This is a genomic window from Quatrionicoccus australiensis, from assembly GCF_020510425.1.
GTDB classification, from domain to species: Bacteria; Pseudomonadota; Gammaproteobacteria; order Burkholderiales; family Rhodocyclaceae; genus Azonexus; species Azonexus australiensis_A.
The window spans coordinates 96841-122250 of the sequence record NZ_JAHBAH010000001.1 but is presented as its reverse complement, the minus strand read 5'-3'; the positions used below and the strand labels follow the sequence as shown (position 1 = coordinate 122250).

The window sequence follows — 25410 nt, the reverse complement described above, 5'->3', positions numbered from 1 at the left end:
CTTCCCGGTATTCCCGCCAGTCGCCGCAGCCTTCTGTACGGTCAACGCGGAATTTTTGCCTGTTTTGTCCCGGCCGGCCGTGCAGCGAAGCGCTGCGCGAGAGAACGGCCATCCCGCACGAGGCGCTGCCTTTGCGCCTCAAGTTAAACTAAGCTCTCTGAGAAAATCGAGGTTGTCGTGAATACGCAAACGGAACAAACAGCCCTGGAACCCGTTGAAGTCTCGTTGCGCCAGGAAGGGCGCCGGCGCGTCGCCGGCAATACGCTGGCCTTCTTGAAGAATCATGCGCCGTTCAACAAGATGAAGGCCGATGCGCTGCAGGCCTTTGCCGACAAGGCGCAACTGGTCTTTCATTCGGCCGGCAGCGAAATTGTCGGGCCGGAAGCCGGCAACGTCCGGTACTTCTACCTGATCGAGTCGGGCAAGGTGCAGGCGCGCCAGGCCGGTGAAGTGACGGTGACCGAGTATTCGATCCTCAGCCTCGGGGCAGGGGAGAGCTTCCCGATCGGCGCCGTGACGGCCGGGCGTCCGTCGACCAATACCTACACCGCGGTCGATGATGTTTTCTGCTACCAGCTGCCGGCCGAAGACTTCATGCAGCTGATGACCAGCAGCCCGGAATTCAACCTGTTCTGCACGCAGTACATCGCCAGCCTGCTCGACCAGTCGCGCTGCCAGCTGCAACTGCAATTCGCCCAGCGCGCCAACGAGCAGCAGACGCTCAATTCGCCGCTGGTCGGTATCGGTTCGCGTTCGCCGGTCGCCGTGGCGCCGGAAACGCCGGTGCGTGCCGCGCTCGAAACCATGTCGGCGGCCAAGGTCGGTTCCCTGGTCATTGCCGGCGAAGATCGCAAGCCGGTCGGCGTGTTCACCCGCTCCGACCTGCTTGATCGCGTCGTGCTCGCCGATCTGCCGCACGATGCGCCGATCAGCCAGGCCATGTCGCCGGCCCCGTTCAAGCTCGAAGAGCATGCCACCGCCTACGATGCCATGCTGGCCATGGCGACGCATGGCATTCGCCATGTGCTGGTCACCGATGCCGAAGGCAAGCTGACCGGCGTGGTCTCCGAGCGCGATCTCTTTGCGCTGCAACGGGTTGGTCTGCGCCAGATTCGCCAGTCGATTGACGGCGCACATAACGTCGAGGCGCTGCAGCAGGCGGCGGCCGACGTACGCCAGCTGTCGTTCAACATGCTGGCCCAGGGCGTTGGCGCCGAACAGTTGACGCAGTTCATCTCGGCGCTCAACGATGCGCTGACCCGGCGCGTCATCCAGCTCAACCTGGAAACCCACAACTTTGACGGCATCGAGTGGGCCTGGCTGGCCTTCGGATCGGAAGGGCGCGACGAGCAGACCTTCAGCACCGACCAGGATAACGGCATCGTTTATGCCGTGCCCGACGGGTTGACCGTTGGCGAGCTGAAAACCCGCTTCCTGGCCTTTGCCCTGGACGTGAACAAGGATCTCGACCGCTGCGGCTTCCCGCTGTGCAAGGGCAACATCATGGCGAGCAACCCGCAGTGGTGTTTGTCGCTCGACGAATGGAAGGAGCAGTTCAGCCAGTGGATCCGCGTGCCGCAGCCCGAGGCCTTGCTCAATGCGACGATCTTTTTCGACTTCCGGCCGCTGTTCGGCAAGGTCGAGCTGGCTGAAGCGATGCGCCGTCACCTGCTGGCGCAGACCTCGTCGAACCCGATGTTCCTGCGTGCCATGGCGCACAACGCGCTCGACGTCGAGCCGCCGCTCGGCAAGATCCGCGATTTCCTGACCGATCTCGAACCGGATCATCCGGGCAAGATCGACCTCAAGAAATACGGCTCGCGCATCTTCGTCGACGTCGCCCGCATCTACGCGCTGGCGACCGGTGTGCACAACACCAATTCCGTGCAGCGCCTGCGCCTCGCCTCGAAGCGCCTGTCGATCCGCGACGACGAGGTCAACGCGGTGCTCGAAGGCATGGACTTCATCCAGTTCCTGCGCCTGCAACACCAGTATCTGGAAGGCGAACCGGGCACCCAGGGCGACAACCTGATCAATCCGGACGACCTCAACGAACTGGATCGCCGCATTCTCAAGGAATCCTTCCGTCAGGCGCGCAAGCTGCAGACGCGCCTCAAACTCGACTACCAGGTGAACTAGAAATGTTCGGAATCCGGAAATTCCTGTTCAAGGATGGTTCGCCGGCGCATCTGCCTGATGACGTCAAGGCTGCGATCGAGGTTTGGCGTGCGAGCAGCGGTCCACAGCTCGACGAGGCTCATTTTCATGTGCGCTATGTCGTCATCGACATCGTCAGCAGCGGCCTCAAGCCGGACAGCGACGAGTTGCTCGGCATTGCCGCGGCCGGCGTGCGCGAGGCCGGCATGGTCGTGCCGGATGACGCGTTCTATCTCGATTTCAGCGCCATCGAAGGCGAGGGTGAAGCGCAGCAGCAGGCGGTCGACCGCCAGTTGATGGCCTTTTTGCAATTCCTCGCCAAGGCGCCACTGGTGACCTATCACGTGCCCTATGTCGGCGGCTTCCTGCAACGCATCTACAAGGAGCGCCTGGGCATCGATTTCCAGCCGAACTGGGTCGATCTCGCCTGGCTGCTGCCGTCGATGTTCGAGGAAAAGTCGCATACCCTGCAGCCGCTCGATCACTGGCTCGACCTTTTTGGCCTGGCGAGTGGCAGCGGCCGGCGCGATGCGATGGAGAACACCCTGATGCTGGCCCGCATCTTCCAGATGTTGCTGGTCCGGGTCAGCGGCAAGGGCATCGACACGCCGGGCCGCCTGGTCGATGAGTCGCGCGCCAGCAGTTTCCTGCGTCGCACGCACTAGGCGTCGCATGTTTTCATCCCTGACCAGGTTGCAGCGCTACTACCTGTATTACACGGTTTGTTTCCTGGCGTTCATCGGGGCGCTTGCCGTGCTCGAGCAGCACGGCATGCCGCCGCGCTGGATCGGCTACGCCTTCCTCTTCTTCACCATCTCGATGTACGCGGTGATCGGCATCATGAGCCGCACTTCGGATGTCTCCGAGTATTACGTCGCCGGGCGCCGCGTGCCCGCCTTCTTCAACGGTATGGCGACCGGTGCCGACTGGATGAGCGCGGCTTCCTTCATCGGCCTGGCCGGCACGCTGTATTTGTCGGGGCATCAGGGGCTGGCTTTCGTGATCGGCTGGACCGGCGGCTTCGTGCTGGTGGCGCTGCTGCTTGCCCCCTATCTGCGCCGCTTCGGCGAATACACGATTCCCGATTTTCTCGGCGCCCGCTATGGTGGCAACGCCATTCGCGTGATTGCTGTCGCCGCCGCCATCCTGGCCTCCTTCGTCTATGTCGTGGCGCAGATTTACGGCGTCGGCGTGATTACCAGCCGCTTCGTCAGTCTGCAGTTCGAGATCGGCGTTTTTGTCGGCCTCGCCGGCATTCTCGTCTGTTCCTTCCTGGGCGGCATGAAAGCGGTGACCTGGACGCAGGTGGCGCAATACGTGATCCTGATCATCGCCTACGTGACGCCGGTCGCCATCCTGTCCTGGAATGTCACCGGCAATCCGGTGCCGCAACTGGTCTATGGCCAGGTGCTGCAGGAAGTCGGGCGCCTGGAGGACAAGCTGTTCAACATGCCGGCCGAAATCGAGGTGCGCCAGCTCTATCGCGAGCGGGCCGATCTGTACGCCGAAAAGATCATGCAACTGCCCAGCTCACTGAACCTCGAGCGCGAGCAGATCTCGACGCGGATCAACGAGCTCAAGGCGAGTGATGCGCAAATGAAGGACATCGTGGCGCTGGAGAAACAGCGCCGCGAACTGCCGCACGATCCGGAGCAGGCGAAAGTGCGCTGGGAAAATGCGATGTATTCGGCGGTCGACCGTAGCCAGCCGCCGGTGCGCCATGCCGAAGCCTTCCCCGGCGAGACTGCCGAGCAGCAGTTGCCGGAGCGCATCAATTTCCTGGCGCTGATCTTCTGCCTGACCATCGGTACTGCAGCCTTGCCGCACGTCCTGACCCGCTACTACACGACGCCGACGGTTAGTCAGGCGCGCGACTCGGTGTTCTGGTCGCTGCTGTTCATCCTGCTGCTCTACATCACGGCGCCGGCCTATGCTGTTTTTGCCAAGTACGAAGTGCTGTCCCACCTGGTCGAAATACCGATTGCCAAATTGCCGAGCTGGGTTGCGGCGTGGACCAAGATCGGGCTGGTCAGCATCGAGGACATCAATCGCGACGGGATCCTGCAACTGGCCGAACTGGCGCTCAATCCCGACGTGATCGTGCTCGCCACGCCGGAGATCGCCGGCATGCCCTATGTCGTTTCCGGCCTGGTCGCCGCCGGTGGCCTGGCGGCGGCGCTGTCCACCGCCGACGGTTTGCTGCTGACCATCACCAGTTCGTTGTCGCACGACATCTACTACCGCATCATCCGGCCGGATGCCTCGACCCAGTTCCGGCTGGTGATCTCCAAGTCGATGCTGCTGGTGGTCGCCGTGCTGGCTGCGACGGTGGCGGCGCAAAAGCCGGGCACCATCCTGTCGATGGTTTCCTGGGCTTTCTCGATTGCCGGCTCGGCCTTCTTCCCGGCACTCGTACTCGGTATCTTCTGGCAACGGGCGACGCGCGCCGGTGCGCTGGCCGGCATGCTGGTCGGCATGCTGCTCAGCATCTACTACATCCTGCGGGTCGAATTCGACAGCATTCCCTGGCTGGGTATCAAGGGAATCGGCATGGCGCCGTGGTTCCATGTGCATTCGACCTCGGCGGGTGTTTTTGGTGTCTTTGCCGGCTTCCTCACCATCATCGTCGTCAGCCTGATGACGCGAGCGGATGGCGAGGGCGGTGATTTTCTCCAGGGCATCCGGCGCAGCGGGAAGGACGGCGGGCGATGAAGGCGCGCGATCTCTACTGGCGCAAGACCCGTCGTCTGACACTGAGCTTGTTGGTGCTGTGGGTTTTTGTCACCTTCGTGCTTAACTGGTTTGCCCGCGAACTGAACCACTTCCAGCTCTTCGGCTTCCCGCTCGGCTTTTACCTGGGGGCGCAGGGCTTGCTGTTCATCTACCTGCTGATCATCTGGTATTACAACCACCGCATGCGCAAGCTGGATGCCGAGTTCGGCATCGAAGACCAATAGCTTGCCGTGCCGGATTTCCTGATCGGTGCGCTGCGCGCAATCATCGAAATGCTCGGTCTCTGCCTGATCGGGCAGGGCGTGCTTTTTCTGCTGTCAGGGACAAGATGTACGGTCAACCCGGTGTGGCAGTTGTTTTCCCTGGTTACGAGAGCGCCCCGCCAACTGGTTGCCGGCATGCTGCCGCGCGGAACAGGTGACCGGAAAATCAGCTTCGCCACTTTCCTGATTCTCTTCTTTCTCTGGACTGGTCTGGCTTTTCTGCGAAAACTGCATTGACGAACGCCAGCTTTCTGCTAGAATGCGCGGCTCTTGGAGCGGTGGATGAGTGGTTTAAGTCGCACGCCTGGAAAGCGTGTGTAGGGTAATCCCCTACCGCGGGTTCGAATCCCGCCTGCTCCGCCAAGATACTGAAAGGCCCGTTTTCCGGATTAGGAAACCGGGCCTTTTGCATTTACCCTGTGCGCAAACAGGCGTTTTTCTCTTGACTCACCGATTGGACAATCCATGTTTATTTCGAGCCAGCTCGTTGGTACGGTCGCAACCATCACGCTACGGGGAAGTTTCGGCTTTTCCGAGCACCGGGATTTTCGCAAGGCCGTCAAAGAACAGCTGGCCGCTCCTTGCACTGTGCTGGAGATCGATTTCGACGGCGTTGATTACCTCGACAGTTCTGCCCTCGGTTCCCTGTTGCTGTCGCGGGAAGAGGCCGGCGCTGCCGGCAAGTCGATCGTGCTGGTCAATTGTCGGGGGACCGTCAAGCAGATCATCGATATCGCCAATTTTCATCGGCTTTTCACGATCCGCTAAGCTCCGATCCTGGGACGTAAAAAAACCGCCAATCGCAAAATTGGCGGTTTTTTTTGCCTGCTTGTCGCTCAGTGCAGCTTGCCGGCCTCGCTGTCGGCAAACAGCTGCGCGACGTCGGCGGCGCTGAAGCGGTAATCGCGGTTGCAGATGTCGTCGCGGATCAGGATTTCGCCATGTTCGGCGAGTATGGTCTCGGCGTCGGCCTTGCCCAGGCTGCGGATCATGTCGGCCACCTTCTCGCGATCTTCCGGGCAGTGGTAGACGACGGTCTGGGCGTCGTACACGCGCAGGCCGCGCGCTTCAATTTCTTCGTGGAAAAGGCGGCCGAGCAGGGTTTCGGCATCGAGTTCGAGCAATTCGGCCGGCTTGACGGTCGCCGCCAGCTGGCTGATCCGGCTCCAGCCATCCTGATCGTGGTTGTCGGCCTGCGGCATCTTCTGCAGGAAGAGGCAGACGGCCGCCTTGGAATTGGCCGTGGCGAACAGGCGCGAGGGCTGCTGTTCCGACTGCTCCAGGTAGTGCTCGAAAATTTCCGCAATGCTCTCGCCGACCATGGGCACATAGCTCTGGTAAGGTTGGCGCGCGGTCGGTAGATCGAGGCTCATCATCAGCTGGCCGCCCTGATGGGCGCCGAGCAGTTCCGGTACCGGGGCCGGCAGGACGACCGGGTTGCTGCGCGCCATGCCGCGCATCTGCAGTTGTTCGTTGCAATCCATGACCAGCAGCTGGATCGGGCCGTTGCCGCGCAATTGCAGGGTCAGGCGACCGGGCTGCTTCAACTGGCCGGCGATCAGCGCCGTGACGGCTGCAGTTTCGCCGAGTAGTTGGGCAACTGTCGGCTGGTAGTCGCGGCCGGCCTGCATCTGCTGCCAGCAGTCGTCGAGGCGGACGATGGCGCCGCGAATGTCGAGGCCGTCGAAGAGGAAACGCTGGATGGTGCTGCTCATTTGAGTTGTTCCGTATAGTTTTCCGGGCTGAAGCCGACCAGCAGCTTGCTGCCGGTGTCGAGCACCGGGCGCTTGATCAGGGCCGGGTATTGCGCCATCAATTTGAGGGCTTTTTCTGCGTCGACCGCTGTGCGCTCTTCTTCGGTCAGTTTCTTCCACATCAGGCCGCGCTTGTTGAGCAGCACTTCCCAGCCGGCGCGGGCGCTCCAGTCCGGCAGATTGCTTTCGGCCACGCCGGTCTTCTTGTAATCGATGAATTCGTAGGCGATCCCGTTTTCACTCAGCCAGGCGAAGGCTTTCTTCATGGTGTCGCAGTTCTTGATGCCGTAGACTTTGATCATTGCAGTCGCTGTTTGTCGCAAAAGGCGAATGATAACAGCGCCGCGTCGGCCGGCACTGCGTCAGGCCAGGTGGCGTTGGCGCAGGCGGTGCAGGATGCTGGTGCTGACCAGGCGGCTGCTTGGCAGCAGGGTATGCACGACGGGCAGGTGGATTTCGTCCCTGATCCAGTCGGCGGTTGCTTCGGAAACGGCGACCACGCCGTCGTTGGCGTCGCTGCCGAAGGGGCCGCGGCGCAAGTTGAGGCCGCGCGTGCCGAGGATGGCGGTGGTCGGCACGGCAAGTGGCGGAATGTGTTGCATGCGTTCGCGGCTCGCCAGCAACTGGCCGTTGTCACCGGTCAACAGGCGAAAAACCGGGTTTTTGCTCAGCTGTCCGGCGAGGCGGGCCGGGCGGATTGGTGAGCCGAGCAGGAAAACGTGCTGTGGTCGCTTGCAGTCCGGCGCCAGACTGGCGAGGGCGGCGCGCAGCAGGACGCCGCCCAGCGAATGGCCGATCAGGATGTAGTCGCCGCCGGCTGCAAGCTGTTCAAGGCGGCTGGCGAGGCGTGCGACGATGCCAGCAAAGTCTTCCCGACGACTGCTGTAGCCGAAACTTGCCGTGTTCAGCCCGGCCTGCCGCAAGCGGCGCAGCATCGGCCAGCCGGAGAGTGGCGAGCGGCCCATGCCGTGGATGAAGAGAACCTGCATGCCTAGCGGAATTCGAACATTTCGCGATGAAAGGCGGTGGCGGGCAGGCCGTTGCCGGTCAGCGTTCTGGCCAGGGCGGCACCCCAGGCACCCGGGCCGCAGAACCAGACGCTGCTGCCCGGCTTCAGGCAGGCGCTGATATCGGCCGGATCAAGCGGGCCATCGCTGTCGGTCAGGCGTTGATGCAGGCGTACGCCGGCGGCTTGGCAGCGTTCGGCGAGCTGCTCGGGGAAGGGGCTGGCGGCGCGCGTGCAGTAGAACAGATCGGCTTCACCGGCGCTGCCTTTTTGCGCGACACGCTCGTCGAGCTTGGCGAGGAAGGGCGTGATGCCGATGCCGCCGGCGATCCAGACCTGCGGCGCACGGTCGACTGCATTTTTATCGGCAAAATCGAATTTGCCGTAGGGACCTTCGAGGACGACTTGCTGGCCGACGCGCAGGTTGCCCGGCAGGGCCGCCGTGTAATCGCCGAGTGCCTTGATCGCCAGGGTCAGCGTGCCTTGCTGTGCTTGCCATGCGGAAGCGATGGTGAAGGGATGGGCGCCTTCGCCGGTCTTGCCGAAATCGGCAAAGAGGAACTGGCCAGCCTGGTGGCCGGGCCAGGCCGGCGAACGGCAGACGATCTCCAGCGTCTGCGCATCAGGTTGGCGGAGCGTTTCGATGCTTGCCGGGTACTGGCGGTTACGCCCGATGCGGTTGCTCAGCGAGAGCAGGGCGGGGATGATGCCGGCGGCGGCGAGTGTGGCCGTCAGCCAGCCGAGCGGGCTTTGCCAGAAGGTGGCAGGGAGCAGGATCAGTCCATGGAAGGCGCCGGCCAGGAAGACGAGGCCGAAGGCCTTGTGCACCAGCCGGAAATAACGATAGGGAACGCGCTTGACCAGGGCGATGACAACCAGTGCGAGCAGGATGTAACCGGCCCATTCGCCGACTTCCTTGGCCAGGTCTATCCACATCTCGGGTTCGCCGCGAGGTCCGCGCGGCCGGTTCGGACCAACGATCCAGCCCGCCTTGGCGAGATTCTTGGGCAGCCATTCGAGCAGATAGTGGGTGAGGACCAGGAGACCGGCACCGATGCCGATGTTCTTGTGTAGACGATAGAGCTTGTCGAGGCCGCCGAAGCGCTGTTCCAGCCAGCGCGGGCGGGCGGCGAGCAGCATGCCGGCGCTCATCCACCACAGGGCGAGCAGGCCGGACAGGATGATCAGCGGGCGGCGCCAGGCCCAGAAACCTTCCGGATTGGCGGCCAGCACGTCGGGCAGGGCAAAAATACTCCACAGGGCTAAAGGAACCAGCGCGAGAGCGAGGAGAGGGCGTTTCATGATGTTGTTCATCTGGTATTGCGATGACATCAGTCTACGCCGCTCTCCGGCGATGGGCTGTTGCAGAGTGTAAGCAAATGAAAACCGCCTGGCGGAGCAGGCGGTTCGGGGTGCTTAGCGCTTCAGCTTGGCGAAGGCCGAGGCCATCGCGTTGTTGGCCGGGGCCGGTCCGGTGCTGCGCGGAGCCGGTCGCGTCGGATTCTGGCCGCCGCGTCCAGCCGGCGCGCCGTCGTGTCGCTTGGCCTGGCCCGGCTCGTCGCCCATGCGCATGGTCAGCGCGATGCGCTGGCGTTGCAGATCGACTTCGAGCACCTTGACCTTGACCACCTGGCCTGCCTTGACGATGGTGTGCGGGTCCTTGACGAAGGTATTGGACAGGGCCGAGACATGCACCAGACCATCCTGGTGCACGCCGATATCGACAAAGGCACCGAAGGCGGCGACGTTGGTGACGACGCCTTCGAGGATCATGCCCGGACGCAGATCGGAAACCTTTTCGACGCCATCGGCGAAGGTCGCCGTCTTGAACTCGGGACGCGGGTCGCGGCCGGGTTTTTCCAGTTCCTTGAAAATGTCCTGCACGGTCGGCAGGCCGAAGCGTTCGTCGGTGTATTTCGAAGGATTCAGGCCTTTCAGGGCGCGGCTGTCGCCGAGGATTTCCTTGATCGACTTGTTGAGGTCGACAATGATTTTCTCGACTACCGGGTAGGCTTCCGGGTGAACGGAGGAGCTATCCAGCGGGTTGTCGCCGTTCGGCACGCGCAGGAAGCCGGCGGCCTGTTCGAAGGTCTTGTCGCCGAGGCGCGGCACCTTTTTCAGTTCGTCGCGCGAGCGGAAGGCGCCGTTGGCATCACGGTAGCTGACGATATTCGCAGCCAGGCTGCCGTTGAGGCCGGAAATGCGGGTGAGCAGCGGCACCGAGGCGGTATTGACGTCGACGCCGACGGCATTGACGCAGTCTTCAACCACGGCATCGAGATTCTTGGCGAGCTTGGATTGCGACACGTCGTGCTGGTATTGGCCGACACCGATCGATTTCGGATCGATCTTCACCAGTTCGGCGAGCGGGTCCTGCAGGCGGCGGGCGATCGACACGGCGCCGCGGATCGAGACGTCGAGATCCGGAAATTCCTTGGCGGCGAATTCGGAGGCCGAATAGACCGAGGCGCCGGCTTCGGAAACGACAATTTTCTGCAGCCGGGCTTCCGGGTAGCGTTTCATGACATCCTGCACCAGCTTGTCGGTTTCGCGGCTGGCCGTGCCGTTGCCGATGGCAACCAGCGATACGCCGTGCTTGGCGGCCAGGCGGGCGATGGTGGACATCGAACCGTCCCAGTCGCAGCGCGGTTCGTGCGGATAGATCGTGGCGTGGTCGAGCATCTTGCCGGTGGCGTCGACGATGGCCAGCTTGCAGCCGGTGCGGATGCCCGGGTCGACGCCCATCGTGACGTGCTGGCCGGCCGGGGCGGCGAGCAGCAGGTCTTTCAGGTTACGGCCGAAGACGCGGATCGCTTCTTCCTCGGCGCGCTCGCGCAGCTCGTTCATCAGTTCGAGTTCGAGGTGGGTGTAAATCTTGACCTTCCAGGTCCAGCGCACGGTGTCGGCCAGCCATTTGTCGGCCGGGCGGTTTTGCGGCTTGATGCCGAAACGCACGGCAATTCGCTGCTCGCAGGGATTCGGGCCGGCCTTGACGGCTTCCTCGTCGAGTTCGGAGTCGAGCACCAGCGCGACTTGCAGCATGCCTTCATTGCGGCCGCGCAGCAGGGCGAGGGCGCGGTGCGAGGGCATGCTGGTGACCGGCTCGGCGAAGTCGAACCAGTCGCGGAACTTGGCGCCTTCGGATTCCTTGCCTTCGACGACGGTCGACCGGACGTGGCCGTGTTCGCTGAGGTATTGGCGCAGGCCGCCGAGCAGTTCGGCATCTTCGGCGAACTTTTCCATGAGGATCTGGCGCGCGCCGTCGAGCACGGCCTTGGTGTCGGCAAAGCCGGCGTCGACGTTGATGAACTTGGCGGCTTCGTCTTCTGGCGAAAGATTCGGATCTTCTAGGAGGCTGAAGGCCAGCGGCTCGATGCCGGCTTCGCGGGCGATCTGCGCCTTGGTGCGGCGCTTCTGCTTGTACGGCAGGTAAAGGTCTTCCAGGCGTTGCTTGGTTTCGGCATCGCTGATCTCGGCCTTGAGTTCCGGCGTCAGCTTGCCCTGTTCCTCGATGCTGGCCAGGATGGCCGTGCGCCGGTCTTCGAGATCGCGCAGGTAGGTCAGGCGTTCTTCCAGGTTGCGCAACTGGGTGTCGTCGAGGCCGTCGGTCGCCTCCTTGCGATAGCGCGAGATGAAGGGAACGGTGGCGCCTTCGTCGAGCAGGGCGATGGCGGCGTTGACCTGAGCCGGGCGGACGCCCAGTTCGATGGCGATGCGGTGTTCGATGGGTGCGAGCATGGATGCGGCAGTGCAGCAAAAAAGGGGGGTGAACTATGCGCAATCCGGCCCTAAAATACAACCTTGTTGAGTTACAGTAAGTCGCGTGACATTGGCATTTCAATCCAAAGGAGAAAAATAATGAAAGTTGATACCTATCTGTTCGGCTCGGTCGAAGTCAATCCGGAAAAAGTCATTACCTTCCCGAACGGTCTGGTCGGCTTTGAAAGCAGCACGCGCTTCACGCTGGTGCATGAGAACGATGTTGGCGAGTCGGCCAGTTTCACGCTGCAGTCACTCGATGATCCGACGCTGGCCTTCCAGATCGTCGATCCGACCACGCTCGGCTACAACTACGAGCTGGCCCTGAGCGACGCCGAGAATGCGCTGCTGCAGACGCCGGTTGCTGCCGATGTGGCGGTGATGCAGGTTCTGTTCAAGAAGGAAGAGGGCGGCAAGGCCGTGATCAGCCCCAACCTGCGTGCGCCGCTGGTGATCAACACCAAGGCCCGGGTCGGCCTGCAGAAGGTCATGGAAACCTTCCGTCCGAACATCACCTTGTCCAACCTGTCGAGCTCCGTTTAACACGCGAATTCGCCAGGCAAACGCGGGGCTGCGGTTATATGAAGTTCCCGATCGCTAATAATTGAAGTCAAAAATGCCGCTCCTTATTTCAGGAGCGGCTTTTTTTTGCCAGAAGCGCTTATTGGTGTGGGGCAATATTGGTCATGCTGCGAGTGAATGATGATATCAACGTACGCTGACCGTGCCGCCCTTCCAGCGCGGGTCCTGCCAGCGGTAGAAGGTTGAGAGATTGCCCGGTTTATCGGCCTGCCTCTCGGTTTCCAGGCTGCTCAGTTTTAGGGTCTCGAAACTGAGCTTGTAGCGGCCATCCACCTTCGCCTCGCGCGCCGCCAGCATCTGCGCATTGCCCGGTACCCAGCCGGCGAATTCGACATAGCCGAGATTCGGGTTGTCGAGGGCCGGCGGTACGATGTCCACGCTCCAACCTTCGCCGGCTTTCCTGAAGATCCACATTTCACGCCAGGTATCGAGTGGCTGGACGGCCAGCGCCACGCTTTCGCCGGACGGGCTGGTCGTCGCCGAAGCCGGCCAGACGATGCCGTAGGTGCAGCGCGTGAAGAGCGGATTTTTCACATCGTGTTTGGCATCGACCAGATGCACACAGCTTTCGCCGGGCTGGCCGGGCGTTACCGCCACCGTCACCCTGACCGACGTTTTCGCGGCCACTGCTGGCAGCCCGGCCTCGGCCGCCCAGCGCGAGGCGCCGACGCGGATCGCGGCATCGCTATAGTTGGTAGCGTCGCTTTCCATGAGTTCACTCTTGTTGATCACGGCCAGTTCGGCGATGGCGCGATTGGCGGCTTCCTGCACGGCAGCCGCGGCAAATTCCGGGCGTCGCGCGCGTTGGTAGGCGAGGCTCGCCCAGACCCCGGCCTTGCGCAGGTGCAGACGGTTTTTCAGGACCTCCGGCAGTTTCGCCAGGTCGACGCGTTCCAGCACGTCGGCCCGCCAGTTGTCGAGATTGAAGCGTTCGACCGGGTTGAGATTGCTCGCCACGCATTCATGTTTGGTCAGCGCCAGCGCGGCCAGGGCTTTCTCGATGTCGGTCGAGGGCAGGGCCAGCACGCGGCGCTGGGCGTCGCCGTTGTAGCAAAGCTGGACCAGGCCGTCGCGCTCGAAACTGCTCATGGTGACGCCGTAATTGGCCACTACTTCGAGATGCGCCGCGGTGATTTCGCCGGCCTTGCCGGGTTTGCCGGCCGAGGCTCGTCGCGCCAGCCGTTCGGCCATGCTACCCAGCGCCTCGAAAACCTCGCCGTTGATTGCGGCAGCCGGTGCAGCAAGCAGGTAGGCGGCGGCATAGCTGATGCCCAGCGCTTCCGAACCCGGCGTCTCCTTGAGAAAACGTACCACCGCCAGCAGTTCCGGCGCGCTTTCCGGCTTCAGCGACTGGATGCGGACCTGAGTCGCCTTGATATAGCCGGCCCGTTCGCGGCGATGATCGTAGACCTGCAGGAAATCGCCCTTTTGACCGCGAATTTCCAGGCTGTCGCCCTGCCAGAGCATGGCCTGCTGCGCGGCGGAATCCTTCGGCGCGGCGCGCAGGGCAGACTGGTCCTGGGTGACGATGGCGATGACGGTGAGTGCGGTGGCCAGCATGATTATTGCCCTTCCTGTTGGTCGACTTCTTCGCCGTTCGGGGTGGCCGGCGGGTTGCGCTGCTTGCCGGCGCCGAGCAGGGTGTTGCCGATGAAGCCGCCATCGGCCGGCGGCGGCGCGATGATCACTGAGATCTTGTCGGAGAGCTTGTCGGCCAGCGTCTTCTGGATGAGCAGCGGATTTTTCTGGATCAGCGCGCCGTCGCGGGCCAGTTGCTCGCTGGCCAGCTTGCCCAGGCGATCCTGACGGTAGGCTTCGGCGTCGGCCAGCTTGCGGCGCGATTCGGCCTCGCCCTGGGCTTCGATCTGGCGCGCCTGGGCATTGGCTTCGGCGCTCTTGATGCGCGAAATCTTCTCGGCTTCGGCTTCCAGGCTGCGTTGCTCGATCTGCTTCTGCTTGAAGGGCAGCACATGCTTCATCGCCTCGGCCTGCGCCTTGGCGGCGATGATCTGTTCCTCGCCGGCGGCGGCCGCCGCCGTTTCGCGGCGAACCTTGTCGGCCTGCGCTTCGAGCTCGGTCTGCTTGACCTGCTTTTCCTTGAGTTCCAGCGTGTATTTCATCTTCTCGCTCGACAATTCCTCGGCCAGCAGGTTTTCCATGCCCGCCTTGTAGTCGGCCGGCAGATCAATTTTGCCGATCAGCACGGCCTGCAGCTTGATACCGTCCTTTTCGAGTAGCGGCTTCAATTCGTCCTCGATGACCTGGACCATTTCCGAACGTTTGCTGGAAAAGATTTCGCGCACCGTGTAGCGCGCTAGGGTCTTGTAAAGCACGCCCTGCACGGCTGGCTGCACGACTTCACCGCCGATGTCGTCGGGTAGCGCGCGGGCCATGCTGGCAATGCGGCTCGGGTCGAGTGCGTAACGCACGCTGATATCGACGCCGATCGACAGGCCTTCGACGCTCTGGAAGGGTGCCGCGCCGTCGGCCGTGTCGCCGCCTTCCGGACGGTAGATCTGGTCGCGCAGCGAGAAGCGGCGCAGCTCATGCAGGCCGGGAATGACCAGTACGCCACCTTCGCGCACCTCGGTCGCGTTGCCGGTCAGCTGATTGACGCGCACCGCCGCTTCGCCGCGTGCCACGCTCTGCATCGGCGGATGCTTATAAATCCCGTAGCCGCCCAGCCCAACGACGGCCAGCGCGATGAGCGTCAAACGCGCACCATGCACCCGGCCGGCGACCAGGCCCACGCCACTGCTGATCGCCGAAGCAGTGCGCGCTCCGGCGCGGCCCAGCGAGTTACCGAGTTGGCCAACGATGTTGTTCAGACGTTCCGACATGATCACTTCCTCCTCACATTTGATCTTCGCGTTCGGGTCAGGCCCCGTTTCCGGTGGGCGGGAAGATCGATCCGCACCCCGGCTTTCCATGGCTGCCATCGTGCCGCGACATGCCATGAGCAAGCCATGCCGTGGCGGGGCGACTTTGCTCAGGCGGCAGGCGGGCCTGTTCCGGGGCGTGAACAAACACTCACGTGGCGCCACAACAAATATGACGTTGACAATAAATATCAATGCAGCATAGGATTGCTTGCAAATGCACACATTCGGATACACCCACTTCCATTTCCGAAGGAGACGTCCATGGCACAAATGCAGACCATCTCGATCCGGATTCCGGATGCCGATTTTCATTGGCTATTGGCCCGCCAGGAGCCGGGCGCCTGCACACCCAGCGAAAAGCTGCGGGCGCTGCTGGCCGGCGTTCGCCAGCAGGAAAGCGGCCTGACCGATCCGGACGCCTGCGCGACCTGGCTGCGCGGTCTGGAACAGCCGTTTGCCGACGCGGTGGCAAGCCTGGAGCGCAAGCAGGGCAAACATTCCGACCTGATCGGAACGGTCGCCGAATTGCTGCCCCAGATCATGGCAACGCTGATCTCGTCGCGTCCGGACGATGAACAGGCGGCCCACGCCATCGAGGCCATCCTCGCCCGGCAGTGTTACCGGCTGTTTGCCGCATTGTTGAGGACGGCTGTCACATCAACCCCTTCAGCATATGACAAGGGCGTGCACGCGCCTTATCTGACCGATATCATCGAGCTTGCCAACATCATTTCAACCACACAAGGGAAGGAACCTAACCATGGCTGAAACCATTGCATCCCGTGTCTCCCGAATCATCGTCGGCAGCGCCCATGCCCTCCTCGACAAGGCCGAGAATCTCGCCCCGGAAGCGGTCATGAGCCAGTCGATCCGGGAAATCGACCAGGTCATCGCCGAAGTTCGTGTAGATCTCGGCAAGGCCGAGGCAGCCAAACACCTGGTACTTTCCCGGATTGCCAAGCTGAATGCCGAACACGAGACGCTCGGCGCGCAGCTCGACACGGCCGTCGCCGAAAACCGTGACGATCTGGCCGGCGCCGCCATCGCCCGCCAGACGGACATCGAGGACCTGTTGCCGGTGCTCCAGAAAGCGCTCGATGAGCAATCCGAACAGTCGGCGGAACTGGAAAGCTATGTCGTCGCGCTGCTTGCCAAGAAACGTGAACTCGAACAGGTGCAGACCGACTACCTGGCGACGCTCGCCAATCAGGCGGCCACATCGTTGGCGCCCGGCCTGGGCGATCGCCAGGCGCGTATCGAGGATGCCGCTGCGTCGTTTGATCGCGTCCTCAGCCGCCAGACCGGCGCCAGCCTGTTGATCGGCGGGGGCAACGGCGCAGCCGGCAAGCTCAAGGAGCTGGCCGAAATGCAGCGCAACAACCGGATTGCCGAACGGCTGGCGGCCGCCAAAGCCGCATTCAATGGCAAATAACCGGAAAGGATTGCGGTGAACATCTTTCTCGCCCCCGAGTCCTGGCCGTTTTCGGTTGCCGCGCTGGTCCTCCTGGCCATCGCGGTAATCGAAGGCTTGGGATTGTTGACCGGGCTCAGCCTGTCCGCCTGGCTGGACCATCTGCTCCCCGAAGCCGGCGGACTGCCCGGCGTTTCCGAGGCCTGGCTGGGCTGGCTGCACGTTGGCAAGGTGCCCCTGCTCATCCTTCTCGCGTTGTTCCTGACCGCTTTTTCGGTGATCGGCTTTACCGCGAACACGTTGGTCAAAAGCCTGCTCGGTTTCTATCCACCGGCCCTGCTTGCCGCGCCGCTCGCCTTTCTCGGCACCTTGCCGGTGGTTCGCCTGTCGGGTGCCGCTATTGCCCGCCTGGTGCCGGGCGACGAAACCAGCGCGGTAACACTGGAAAGCCTGGTCGGCCATGTCGCCAGCGTCATCAACGGCACGGCGCGCGTCGGCTTTCCGGCGGAGGCGCGAGTAAAGAACGAACATGGCCTGACGCTGTACGTGCACGTCGAACCAGACAACAACGCAACTACATTCAGCGCGGGCGATTCCGTTTTGCTGGTCAGGCAGATCTCCGGATCTCGCTTCTTGGCGATCGCCAATCCGCGTCCGGACTTACTTTGAAATTAAGGGGAACCACACAATGGATCAACTGTTCGACATCAGCATGATTGCCGGTATCGCCCTCCTCGGGCTGCTCGCCATCGGCCTGGTTTTTTCGCGCCTGTACCGCCGCTCCTCGAAGGAACTGGCTTTCGTCCGCACCGGCCTGGGCGGACAAAAGGTGGTCATGGATGGCGGCGCCATCGTCCTCCCGGTATTCCACGAATGCGTCAACATCAACATGAACACGCTCAAACTGGAAGTCTCGCGGGCCGGCGCTGACAGCCTGATCACCCTCGACCGGCTGCGCGTCGATGCCGTGGCAGCCTTCTTCGTGCGGGTCATTCCCAGTGTCGACGGCGTTGCCAATGCGGCGCAGACCCTGGGCCAGCGCACCATGCACCCGGATTCGTTGAAGGAACTGGTCGAAGACAAATTCGTCGATGCCCTGCGCGCCGCCGCCGTCTCGATGAGCATGCACCAGTTGCTCGACAAGCGCGCCGATTTCATCCAGGCCGTTCAGAACGCCGTTTCCGAGGATTTGCTGAAAAACGGTCTGGAACTCGAATCGGTCAGCCTGACCCGGCTTGACCAGACGCCGATCAAATTTTTCGACGCCCAGAACGCTTTCGATGCCGAAGGTCTGACCAAGCTGACGCAACAGACTCAGCAACGGGCGATGGAGCGCAACGAAATCGAACAGGACACCTCGGTCGCAATTGCCAAGAAGAACTATGAAGCCACCCAGCTCAAACTGACGATCGAGAAAGAACAGACCTTCGCCACGCTGCAACAGCAACAGGAAGTCGCCACCCGCCAGGCGCAGCAGACGGCCGAAGTCGCGACCATCACCGCCCAGCGCGAACGCGAAGCGCAGCAGGCCAAGATCGATGCCGAACGTCTGGTTCAGGAAGCCGAAGTCGAAAAGAACCGGGCCATCCGCCAACGTCAAATTGAAGCCGACCGGGAAGTCCAGGTCGCCAAGATCGAACAGGAAAAGCGCACCACCTTGGCCGATCAGGACAAGCTGATTTCCATTGCCGAAAAATCCAAGGCACAGTCGGATGCCGAGAAGCAGGCCAATGAGGCCCGCGCCCTCGCCGCCAAGGCCGAGGAACAGGTGAAGACGGCCCGCGAAGTGGCCATTGCCGAACGGGAAAAGCAGATCGCTCTGGTCGTCGCCGAACAGGAAGCCCAGCAGCAGGCGATTGGCGTTCGAGTCTCGGCCGAAGCCGAGAAGGATGCCGCGGAAAACCACGCCCAGGCAGTCAAGATCAAGGCCGAGGCGCTGCAGGTGCAGTACCAGGTGGAAGCCAACGGGATCGAACTGCGCAATGCGGCACTGAACACGCTGGACGCCGAACAGATTGCCATGCAGATCAAGATGAAGCTGTTCGAAGCTTTGCCCGGCATCATCGAGGCCTCCGTCAAGCCAATCGAGAAGATCGACGGCATCAAGATCATCCAGGTCGATGGTCTCAACCGGAACAGCAGCAACGCTGGCGGCCCGGCCGGCATCGGCAGCGGCAGCGGCAACCTGGCCGAGCAAGCCGTCGCGGCGGCCCTCGCCTACCGCGCCCAGCAACCGATACTCGACGCGGTGCTCGGTGAGATCGGCATGAAAGGCGGCGACATGAACGGTCTGGTCGAGGCGGTGCAGCGTGAAATCAGACCGCTGCCGCAAAGCATGGCGACTGAACCGCTGGCGACGGCCTGACCGCCTAGTACGCGAAAAGCTGGCCAGAGCACGGGCGCCTGTCGTGAACAAAAACTCACGCCAGGCGCCTGCCATCGCCAACGGAAAACGGCGATACTTGCCGCCATCGCCATGGAGCCCGTCATGATCAAAGTCGCCGTCATCGAAGACGACCTGCCGACCAGCCAGCAGTTGAAGGAATGGATACTCGCCACTCGGCCGGACATCGTGGTCGACCAGTGGTTCAGCCGCGACGAGGCGGAGGCTGCGGTGGCCCGCGAGGATTACGCGCTGGTCACGCTGGATATCGAACTCGGCCGCGAGCGCAATGCCGGCGTCGCCATCATCAATGCCATCAACAAGGGCGGGCGCGGCACGCCGGTGCTGGTCGTCTCGGCCATGCCGGCGGCCATCTACCGCAGCATCATGAAGGCGCTCGACGCCTGGGATTACCTGCAGAAGACGACCTTCGAGGAAGGCGACTTCACCGACACCTTTCTCGAAATCCTGCGCGCCACGCGCGACCGCAGTGCAACCAAAACTGAAACCGGCAACGCCGAACTAGCCCTCGACCCGCTGCGCCAGAATTCACCGCTGTGGCGAGGCCAGCGTGTGAACCTGCCGCTCACCGCGCAGCGCATCCTGGCTACGCTCTACGAACGGCGCGGTGAAGTCGTTTCCTACGACGAACTGTTCCAGGTCGTGAAGAGCGGCCGCAACCGCGACAACATCAGGAAGCACATCAGCACCATCCGCGAAGCCTTCCGCGAGCTTGACGACAGCTTCGAGCGCATTGAGAACATCCCGATGCGCGGCTTTCGCTGGTCGGATCAGATCAAGTGAAACCGGCGCTCGCCTGGCTCGCTTCCTTCCGCCTGCGCCTGCTCTTTCGTGGTGCCTTCCTGGCGCTCGCCCTGGCTGTCGTGGCGATGGCCGTCACGGTATTGCAGGAGGAAAAGCAGCGCAGCTACGACAATTATCAGGCCAGCCTGGGCAAGACCAAGGAACAGATCGTCGCCCGCCTGCACCATCCGGCCGGGCAACTGGCGCTGCTCAATCCGCGCCGTGACGCTCGCGCCGCGAGCGCCGGCCAGCCGGTCGTGCTGCCTTATTCGGCGATCGATTTCGACGACCAGAACAAGGTGCAGAACGCCGTCGAAATGGCCGGTTGCCTGGTCCAGTATCCGCAATCCGGCAGCCTCTGCGTGGCCATCGGCAACAACCCTTGGGCCGGCGGTTTCATCTACGCCGCCGGCACCTTCGCGAGCGGCCCCTTGCTCGCCCATCGCATCGGCGACGAAATCCTCGACGGCGCCCACCGCCTGCGCGTCACCGTTAACCTGCGCGGCCAGACCTACCGCTGGCTGGCGCCTTTCGAGCCACAGGCCGGCAACGGCAAATGGGAAGGCCAGCGTGGCCGCTTCACCGGCTATGTCGAGCAGGACGGCCGCGACTACACCGGGGCCAAGCCGGTGCGCGAATTCCGCGGCTGGGTCTGGCAGGATGGACATTGCCTGAAAAACAGCCAGGCCGGCAACGATGAAACCTGCGCCCGAAAATCCTTCTTTTCGCTGCGTTTACCGGTCGACGTGTTGCGCGATGCCCTTTTCCTGCGCGACAAGCCGATCTGGCCGCCGCCCGATCTTGACCAGTTCAAGGTGCGTGTCGAAGTCCTGGCGCCGGGCGAAGAGGGCACTTTGTTCGACAGCAGCAGGCCGGGCGCCGTGCCGCCTTTCTCGCTCGACAGCCTGGGCGGCCTGCTGCTGTCCGGCGAGAGCCTGAGCATCCGCCGCGCCGACGCCAGGGACACTGAAATCATCCAGCTCGCCGGCCGTGACGAGGCGCTCGAACAATCCTCGCCGCTGCTCACCCGGCTGATCCGCCGGCTGCCCGTCGAAAGTCTGGAAGCGCCGGTCGTTGAACTTGCCGACGAGGTGACGACGCCGCTCGGCAATTACCGCATCCTGCTCAAGGGCGACGCACGCAGCGTGAACAAGGTGCTCAGCGCCGTGGCGACGCGCGTCTCGTGGTTCGTCGGCGCCATGCTCGGGGCCATCGGGCTGGCCTGGCTGGTCATCGAGATCGGCATCATCCGGCGCATCGCCCAGCTCACCCGGCGCACGCGCGGTCTGTCGAAAAGCGTGCACGCTGACGGCGGCCTCGACGCCTACGACCTCGCCGACCTGCGCGGCCACGACGAGCTCGGCATCCTGGCCACCGGCCTCAACGACCTGCTGCGCCGCGTCAAGGAAGACGTCGAGCGCGAGAAGATCCGCGCCGCACAGGAAAAGGACATGTGGCACGCCGTCGGCCACGAAATCATGTCGCCGCTGCAATCCCTGCTCGCCCTGCATGGCAGCGCCGACGATCCCAGCCAGCGCTACATCAGCCGCATGCAGCAGGCGGTGCGCGTGCTCTACGGCAGCGCCAGCCCGAGCGAGGCCTTCGAGAGCAGTCGTCTGAATGTTGCGGCCATTGATCTCGCCGGATTCGCAGCCAATGTCGCGGCCAATGCCGGCATCGCCGAGGTGCGTTACGTCGGCAGCAGCGAAGTGCTACTCGTGCGCGCCGATGAATTCCCGCTTGAAGACGTTTTCGCCCATGTCCTGAAAAATGCCGACCGCCACCGGATATCCGGCACGCCCATCGTCATCGACCTGACCAGCTCCGACAGCACGGCCACGGTCAGCATCTTCAACAGCGGGCCGGCGATTCCCGACGAACTGCTCGAGCGCATTTTCGAGTACGGCGTTTCCGAACAGCCGACTAGCGGCAATCGCGGTCAAGGCCTGTTCGTTGCCCGCACCTACATGGCCAAGATGGGCGGTACGATCACCGCGAATAATATCGACGATGGCGTGCGTTTCGAACTTGCCTTGCCTCGGTTAATTGGCTAAACACCTTGTTAGACCGTGTTTGGTATCGTCCGCTTACTGAGCTTCGCTGAACAATGCCTAGACTTTTTCCAATTGCCCTTTGACATAAGCCGCGCCTGAGCCGTTCGGGGCCAGTTCGAGATAGGTCTGATAAGCCTTCTTCGCCCGTTCGCCTTCGCCGGCCTTGCTTAGCGCATCGCCCAGATTCAGGTAGGCGATGGCGCGTGACGGGTCGATCTTGACGGTGTTTTCAAACCAGCGCGCCGCTTCCTTGTATTTTTCCTGCTTGTAAAAGACAAAGCCGAGGTTGTTGGCGGCTAGTGCAAAATCCGGGCGCTGTTTCAGGGCTTCGGTGAATTGGGCTTCGGCCTCGGCATAGAGCTTCTCCTTGAAGAATTGCAGGCCGCGGTCGTTGGCGCGCTGGGCAAGTTGGCGGGCGCTGGTCGGTACGGCGGCCGGCGGGGTGATTTTCTGGCTGCCGCCTTGCAGGTCCTTGACGACGACGGGAGCCGCCACCGGCTGGTTGTTGGCTGCGCTACCGACTGTCGCCGGCGGTGCTGCCATCCGGCTGGCGTCAAGTTTGCTGTTGAGGGCAATGGCCTCGCTCGGCAACTGCTTGGTGTCTGCACTGAGGAATTCCGTCTCGCTGGGCAGTTCGAAGATGAAATCGCCGCCTTCCGACCCCGGCAGGCTGCCGAAGGCCGGCGTTTGGTGCGAGGCGGCGGCGACGGCCGGGGCAACGTAGGCGGCCAGTTCGGTGGCGGTGATCAGGCCGTCGCCGTTCAGATCGCCCTTGCCGTTCAGTCCCTGCAGCAGCGCCCAGGTGAATACCGAGTGGCCGTTCGGGCCGCCGTCGGCAACCAACTGGTCGGCGCCGCCGGCGGTCAGCATTTGCCGGCCGAGGCGCTTGCCGTTGTCGCGCAGGAAATTGGCGTTGCCGGCGCCGCGCGTCAGGCCGAGGCCGCTGTAGCAGGCGTCCATGATGAACAGCGCATGCTTGGCGGTGATGCTTTCGGCGATGTTCTGCAGTTCGGTCATCGGAATGGCGTCGGTGGCGATCTGCGCCGGATCGGAATCGACCGGCACGATGTAGCCGAGATCGCGCCCCGAGCTCAGTTGCCGGGTCGCGCCATGGCCGGCGAAGAAGACGAACAGCCGGTCGTTCTTTTTCATGCCGGCATGCGTCAGCTTGTCGTGGAAGGCCGAAAGGATGCCGTTGCGCGTCGCCTCCTTGTTGTCCAGGGAAACGACATGGTCGTTGGCGAAGCCGAACTTGCCGATCAGCGTTTCGCGGATCGCCTTGGCGTCGCGCACGGCGTATTGCAGCTTGGGCCACTTGGCGTAATCGTCGATGCCGATGACGATCGCCCAGGAATCGCTGTAGCCGGCGGCGCTGCTCGCCGTCGCGGCCGGTTGCGCGGCATTGCCCTTGGTAGCGACGAAACCGTTGCCGTCCCAGCCGGCGAACTGGTAGCCGGCGGCGGTCAGGCGGTCGAGAATGCCGGGCAGCGCCTTGACCGTGCGTTCGTGGATGTCGTGGAAGAGGATGATGCCGTGACCGGCCTTGTCCACCTCGCCGAGCACGCGCTCGGCGATGGAAGCCGGCACCGGGTCGGCCCAGTCCAGTGAATCGATATTCCACATCATCGAGCGCAGGTGGGCGGTATCGAGCAGGCCCAGCCCCTCGGCATTGCGCGCGCCGTAAGGGAAACGGAACAAGGGGGAGCGGCGCGCATCGACGGCCTTGAGCAATTCATCGGTATTGAGGATCTCGGTTTTCAGCGCCTCACCGCTTTTCTTCGACAACTGCGCATGCGTCATGCTGTGGTTGGCGATGACGTAGCCGGCCGCGAGCAACTGGCGGCTGACTTCGGCGCGCGGCGAGAGCTTGGGCTTGCCGCTGGCGTCGATAGTGCCGAGATTGCTGCCGACCTCGAAGAAGATGGCCGGCGCGTTGTATTGCTTGAGGATGGCGGCGATTTCCTTGGTGTAAGTGCCGTGCGGGCCGTCATCGAAGGTCAGGACCAGGGTTTTCGGCGGCAGGCTGACGCCAAAGACTTCACCCACCGACTCGTCCTTCGGTTTCTTCGCCTTGCCGCGCATGCCGGGCTCGGCGGCTTCGGGCGCCGTGGCGTAGGGCAGCACGACGCCGAAATCCTTGAGGATCTGTTCGCGGCTGTAACGGGTCTTCAACTTGGCGACGTAATCCTCCCAGCGCTCGCGTTTCAACTCGATGGCGCGGCTCTCGAAGCGCCCGAAGACCTGGCGGATTTCCTTTTCGTAATTGCGCTCGATTTCGGCCAGGGCGTCGAGATCCTCGCCAATCCGCTTGTGCAGCTTGATGGCCGGCAATGAGCCGTCTTTAGCCACGGCCACCTGCAGGCTGCGCAGCAATTCGCGGAAAGCCAGGCGGTCGGCGTCGAACAGGTCGGGATCGCTTTCAACATAGTCGAGCAGGCCGGCGATGGTCTCGAAGCGCTTGGCGCCTCCGGAAGCGACCAGTGTGTCGAGCGCCGCTTCGAGATCAACGATACGCTGGCGGTTTTCATGGAACAGCGCCTGGCCGACCTGGTTGGCTTGTTCGCGCTCGCTTTCGGAAAGCGTCTTTTCGTCGGCGAAGAGCACGATGATCTTGCGGTAGGCCGCCAGGGTTTCCTTGAGATTGGCCGTCAGTTGGTCGCTCACGGCTGGCACTGCAGGTGTTTCGGTGAGCGTTGCAAGTTGGCCGTTACCTCGCCAAATCCCGAGTCCGATTGCCACTCCCAGGGCAAGCACGGCTGCCGCCAAAACAATTTTTTTATTCATATCCCCGAACCCTGAGCACAATGCCCGGCGCATTTTGCGGGCAGCGAGGGGAAAGATCAACCTCGCGCTCCCAACTCAAGTCATCGGTTCTCCCTGAGCCGACAGGCAGCGAGTTCCGCACCGTAACGCAGAACGCAAATGGTGGCTTCCGGGGATCGGTACGCCCCCTGGCCGCTTTCTGGCGATGAATCCGAAGAGATGACAGTCGCTTGTGGCGTTGTCTGCCCTTCGAGGGACGTTGCCCAGAGAGGGGGGCTGTGTACCAACCCCGCGTTGTCGTTTACAGCGGCTGCAAGGTGTCGCGATAGCGGGCGGCGTTGGCTACGTAGTGCTCGGCTGATTTCTGCAGCTTGGCGACATCCTCGTCGGACAGCTCGCGCACGACCTTGCCCGGCGAGCCGACGATCAGGCAGCGGTCGGGAAAGACCTTGCCTTCCGGGATCAGCGTATTGGCGCCGACGATGCAGCCCTTGCCGATCACGGCGCGGTTGAGGATCACCGAACCGATGCCGATCAGGCTGCCGTCGCCGACCGTGCAGCCGTGCAGCATGACGAGGTGGCCGACGGTGACGTTGTCGCCGATGTGCATCGGCACGCCTTCGTCGGTATGCAATACCGAGCCGTCCTGGATGTTGGTGTTGGCGCCGATGTGGATCGGGTCGTTGTCGCCGCGCAGCGTGGCGTTCCACCAGATCGAGGCGTTCTCGCCGAGGCGAATGTCGCCGATTACCGTGGCGTTGGGGGCAACCCAGGCATTGGTGCCGATTTGCGGTTGTTTGTCAGCGAGGCGGTAGAGGGGCATGTGGTCTCCATTTGCTATTTGAAATTGGCCATTTTT

Annotated in this window: 22 protein-coding genes and 1 tRNA gene; 14 read left to right on the top strand and 9 right to left on the bottom strand. The window is 62.8% G+C overall.

The features are described from left to right. The first annotated feature begins 225 nt into the window (after positions 1–225). The 7 genes from KIG99_RS00665 to KIG99_RS00635 all read left to right on the top strand — a co-directional run bounded on the left by KIG99_RS00665 (position 226) and on the right by KIG99_RS00635 (position 5921). Entirely contained in the window at positions 226–2139 is a 1914-nt protein-coding gene (locus KIG99_RS00665; RefSeq protein WP_226461771.1) for a DUF294 nucleotidyltransferase-like domain-containing protein, read from the top strand. 2 nt (positions 2140–2141) lie between these two features. Then, entirely contained in the window at positions 2142–2822 is a 681-nt protein-coding gene (locus KIG99_RS00660) for a hypothetical protein (RefSeq protein ID WP_226458300.1), read from the top strand. 7 nt (positions 2823–2829) lie between these two features. Further along, a complete protein-coding gene (locus KIG99_RS00655; protein ID WP_226458299.1) occupies positions 2830–4869 on the top strand; it encodes a sodium:solute symporter family protein in 2040 nt (679 codons plus the stop codon). Beyond that, positions 4866–5114, top strand: coding sequence for a DUF4212 domain-containing protein (locus KIG99_RS00650; RefSeq protein ID WP_226458298.1), 249 nt, complete (start codon positions 4866–4868; stop codon positions 5112–5114). Before KIG99_RS00655 ends, KIG99_RS00650 begins: the two co-directional genes overlap by 4 nt. Positions 5115–5120: 6 nt before the next feature. After that, positions 5121–5390: a hypothetical protein gene (locus tag KIG99_RS00645; protein ID WP_226458297.1), complete on the top strand. Its 270-nt coding sequence runs from the start codon at positions 5121–5123 to the stop codon at positions 5388–5390. A 35-nt stretch (positions 5391–5425) separates the two neighbouring features. Beyond that, a tRNA-Ser gene (locus KIG99_RS00640) sits at positions 5426–5516 on the top strand. A gap of 102 nt (positions 5517–5618) precedes the next feature. Continuing rightward, entirely contained in the window at positions 5619–5921 is a 303-nt protein-coding gene (locus KIG99_RS00635) for an STAS domain-containing protein (RefSeq protein ID WP_226458296.1), read from the top strand. Between the two features lie 68 nt (positions 5922–5989). Here KIG99_RS00635 and hslO read toward each other — a convergent pair whose 3' ends face one another. The 5 genes from hslO to KIG99_RS00610 all read right to left on the bottom strand — a co-directional run bounded on the left by hslO (position 5990) and on the right by KIG99_RS00610 (position 11651). After that, a complete protein-coding gene (gene hslO, locus KIG99_RS00630) occupies positions 5990–6868 on the bottom strand; it encodes an Hsp33 family molecular chaperone HslO (protein WP_226458295.1) in 879 nt (292 codons plus the stop codon). Next, on the bottom strand, positions 6865–7209 hold the full coding sequence (locus KIG99_RS00625; RefSeq protein WP_226458294.1) for an arsenate reductase: 345 nt from the start codon (positions 7207–7209) through the stop codon (positions 6865–6867). The genes hslO and KIG99_RS00625 overlap by 4 nt, the downstream gene beginning before the upstream one ends. A gap of 60 nt (positions 7210–7269) precedes the next feature. Further along, positions 7270–7896, bottom strand: a complete 627-nt coding sequence (locus tag KIG99_RS00620; protein ID WP_226458293.1) for an esterase/lipase family protein — start codon at positions 7894–7896, stop codon at positions 7270–7272. A 2-nt stretch (positions 7897–7898) separates the two neighbouring features. Continuing rightward, a complete protein-coding gene (locus KIG99_RS00615) occupies positions 7899–9215 on the bottom strand; it encodes a ferredoxin reductase family protein (RefSeq protein ID WP_226458292.1) in 1317 nt (438 codons plus the stop codon). Between the two features lie 114 nt (positions 9216–9329). Next, positions 9330–11651: a Tex family protein gene (locus KIG99_RS00610; RefSeq protein ID WP_226458291.1), complete on the bottom strand. Its 2322-nt coding sequence runs from the start codon at positions 11649–11651 to the stop codon at positions 9330–9332. A 120-nt stretch (positions 11652–11771) separates the two neighbouring features. Here KIG99_RS00610 and fliW point away from each other — a divergent pair, with 120 nt between their 5' ends. Beyond that, the gene (fliW, locus tag KIG99_RS00605; protein WP_226458290.1) at positions 11772–12215 is read left to right on the top strand and encodes a flagellar assembly protein FliW; all 444 of its coding nucleotides are present in this window, start codon (positions 11772–11774) and stop codon (positions 12213–12215) included. Positions 12216–12380: 165 nt separating this feature from the next. Here the strand turns inward: fliW and KIG99_RS00600 are convergent, their stop codons facing one another. Then, the gene (locus KIG99_RS00600; protein ID WP_226458289.1) at positions 12381–13814 is read right to left on the bottom strand and encodes an SH3 domain-containing protein; all 1434 of its coding nucleotides are present in this window, start codon (positions 13812–13814) and stop codon (positions 12381–12383) included. A gap of 2 nt (positions 13815–13816) precedes the next feature. Beyond that, the gene (locus tag KIG99_RS00595) at positions 13817–15094 is read right to left on the bottom strand and encodes an SPFH domain-containing protein (protein WP_226458288.1); all 1278 of its coding nucleotides are present in this window, start codon (positions 15092–15094) and stop codon (positions 13817–13819) included. A gap of 303 nt (positions 15095–15397) precedes the next feature. Between KIG99_RS00595 and KIG99_RS00590 the strand changes: the two genes are divergently transcribed. From KIG99_RS00590 to KIG99_RS00565, 6 genes are all read left to right on the top strand, one after another. Then, the gene (locus KIG99_RS00590) at positions 15398–15904 is read left to right on the top strand and encodes a hypothetical protein (RefSeq protein WP_226458287.1); all 507 of its coding nucleotides are present in this window, start codon (positions 15398–15400) and stop codon (positions 15902–15904) included. After that, a complete protein-coding gene (locus KIG99_RS00585) occupies positions 15897–16568 on the top strand; it encodes a PspA/IM30 family protein (RefSeq protein WP_226458286.1) in 672 nt (223 codons plus the stop codon). Before KIG99_RS00590 ends, KIG99_RS00585 begins: the two co-directional genes overlap by 8 nt. A gap of 15 nt (positions 16569–16583) precedes the next feature. After that, a complete protein-coding gene (locus KIG99_RS00580) occupies positions 16584–17216 on the top strand; it encodes an OB-fold-containig protein (protein WP_226458285.1) in 633 nt (210 codons plus the stop codon). 19 nt (positions 17217–17235) lie between these two features. Beyond that, on the top strand, positions 17236–18912 hold the full coding sequence (locus KIG99_RS00575) for a flotillin family protein (RefSeq protein ID WP_226458284.1): 1677 nt from the start codon (positions 17236–17238) through the stop codon (positions 18910–18912). A 123-nt stretch (positions 18913–19035) separates the two neighbouring features. Then, positions 19036–19734, top strand: a complete 699-nt coding sequence (locus KIG99_RS00570) for a response regulator (protein ID WP_226458283.1) — start codon at positions 19036–19038, stop codon at positions 19732–19734. Next, entirely contained in the window at positions 19731–21788 is a 2058-nt protein-coding gene (locus KIG99_RS00565; protein ID WP_226458282.1) for a sensor histidine kinase, read from the top strand. The genes KIG99_RS00570 and KIG99_RS00565 overlap by 4 nt, the downstream gene beginning before the upstream one ends. A gap of 57 nt (positions 21789–21845) precedes the next feature. Here the strand turns inward: KIG99_RS00565 and KIG99_RS00560 are convergent, their stop codons facing one another. After that, positions 21846–24452: a polysaccharide deacetylase family protein gene (locus tag KIG99_RS00560; RefSeq protein ID WP_226458281.1), complete on the bottom strand. Its 2607-nt coding sequence runs from the start codon at positions 24450–24452 to the stop codon at positions 21846–21848. Between the two features lie 400 nt (positions 24453–24852). Next, complete coding sequence (locus tag KIG99_RS00555) at positions 24853–25374, bottom strand: gamma carbonic anhydrase family protein (RefSeq protein ID WP_226458280.1); 522 nt, start codon at positions 25372–25374, stop codon at positions 24853–24855. Positions 25375–25410 lie beyond the last annotated feature (36 nt).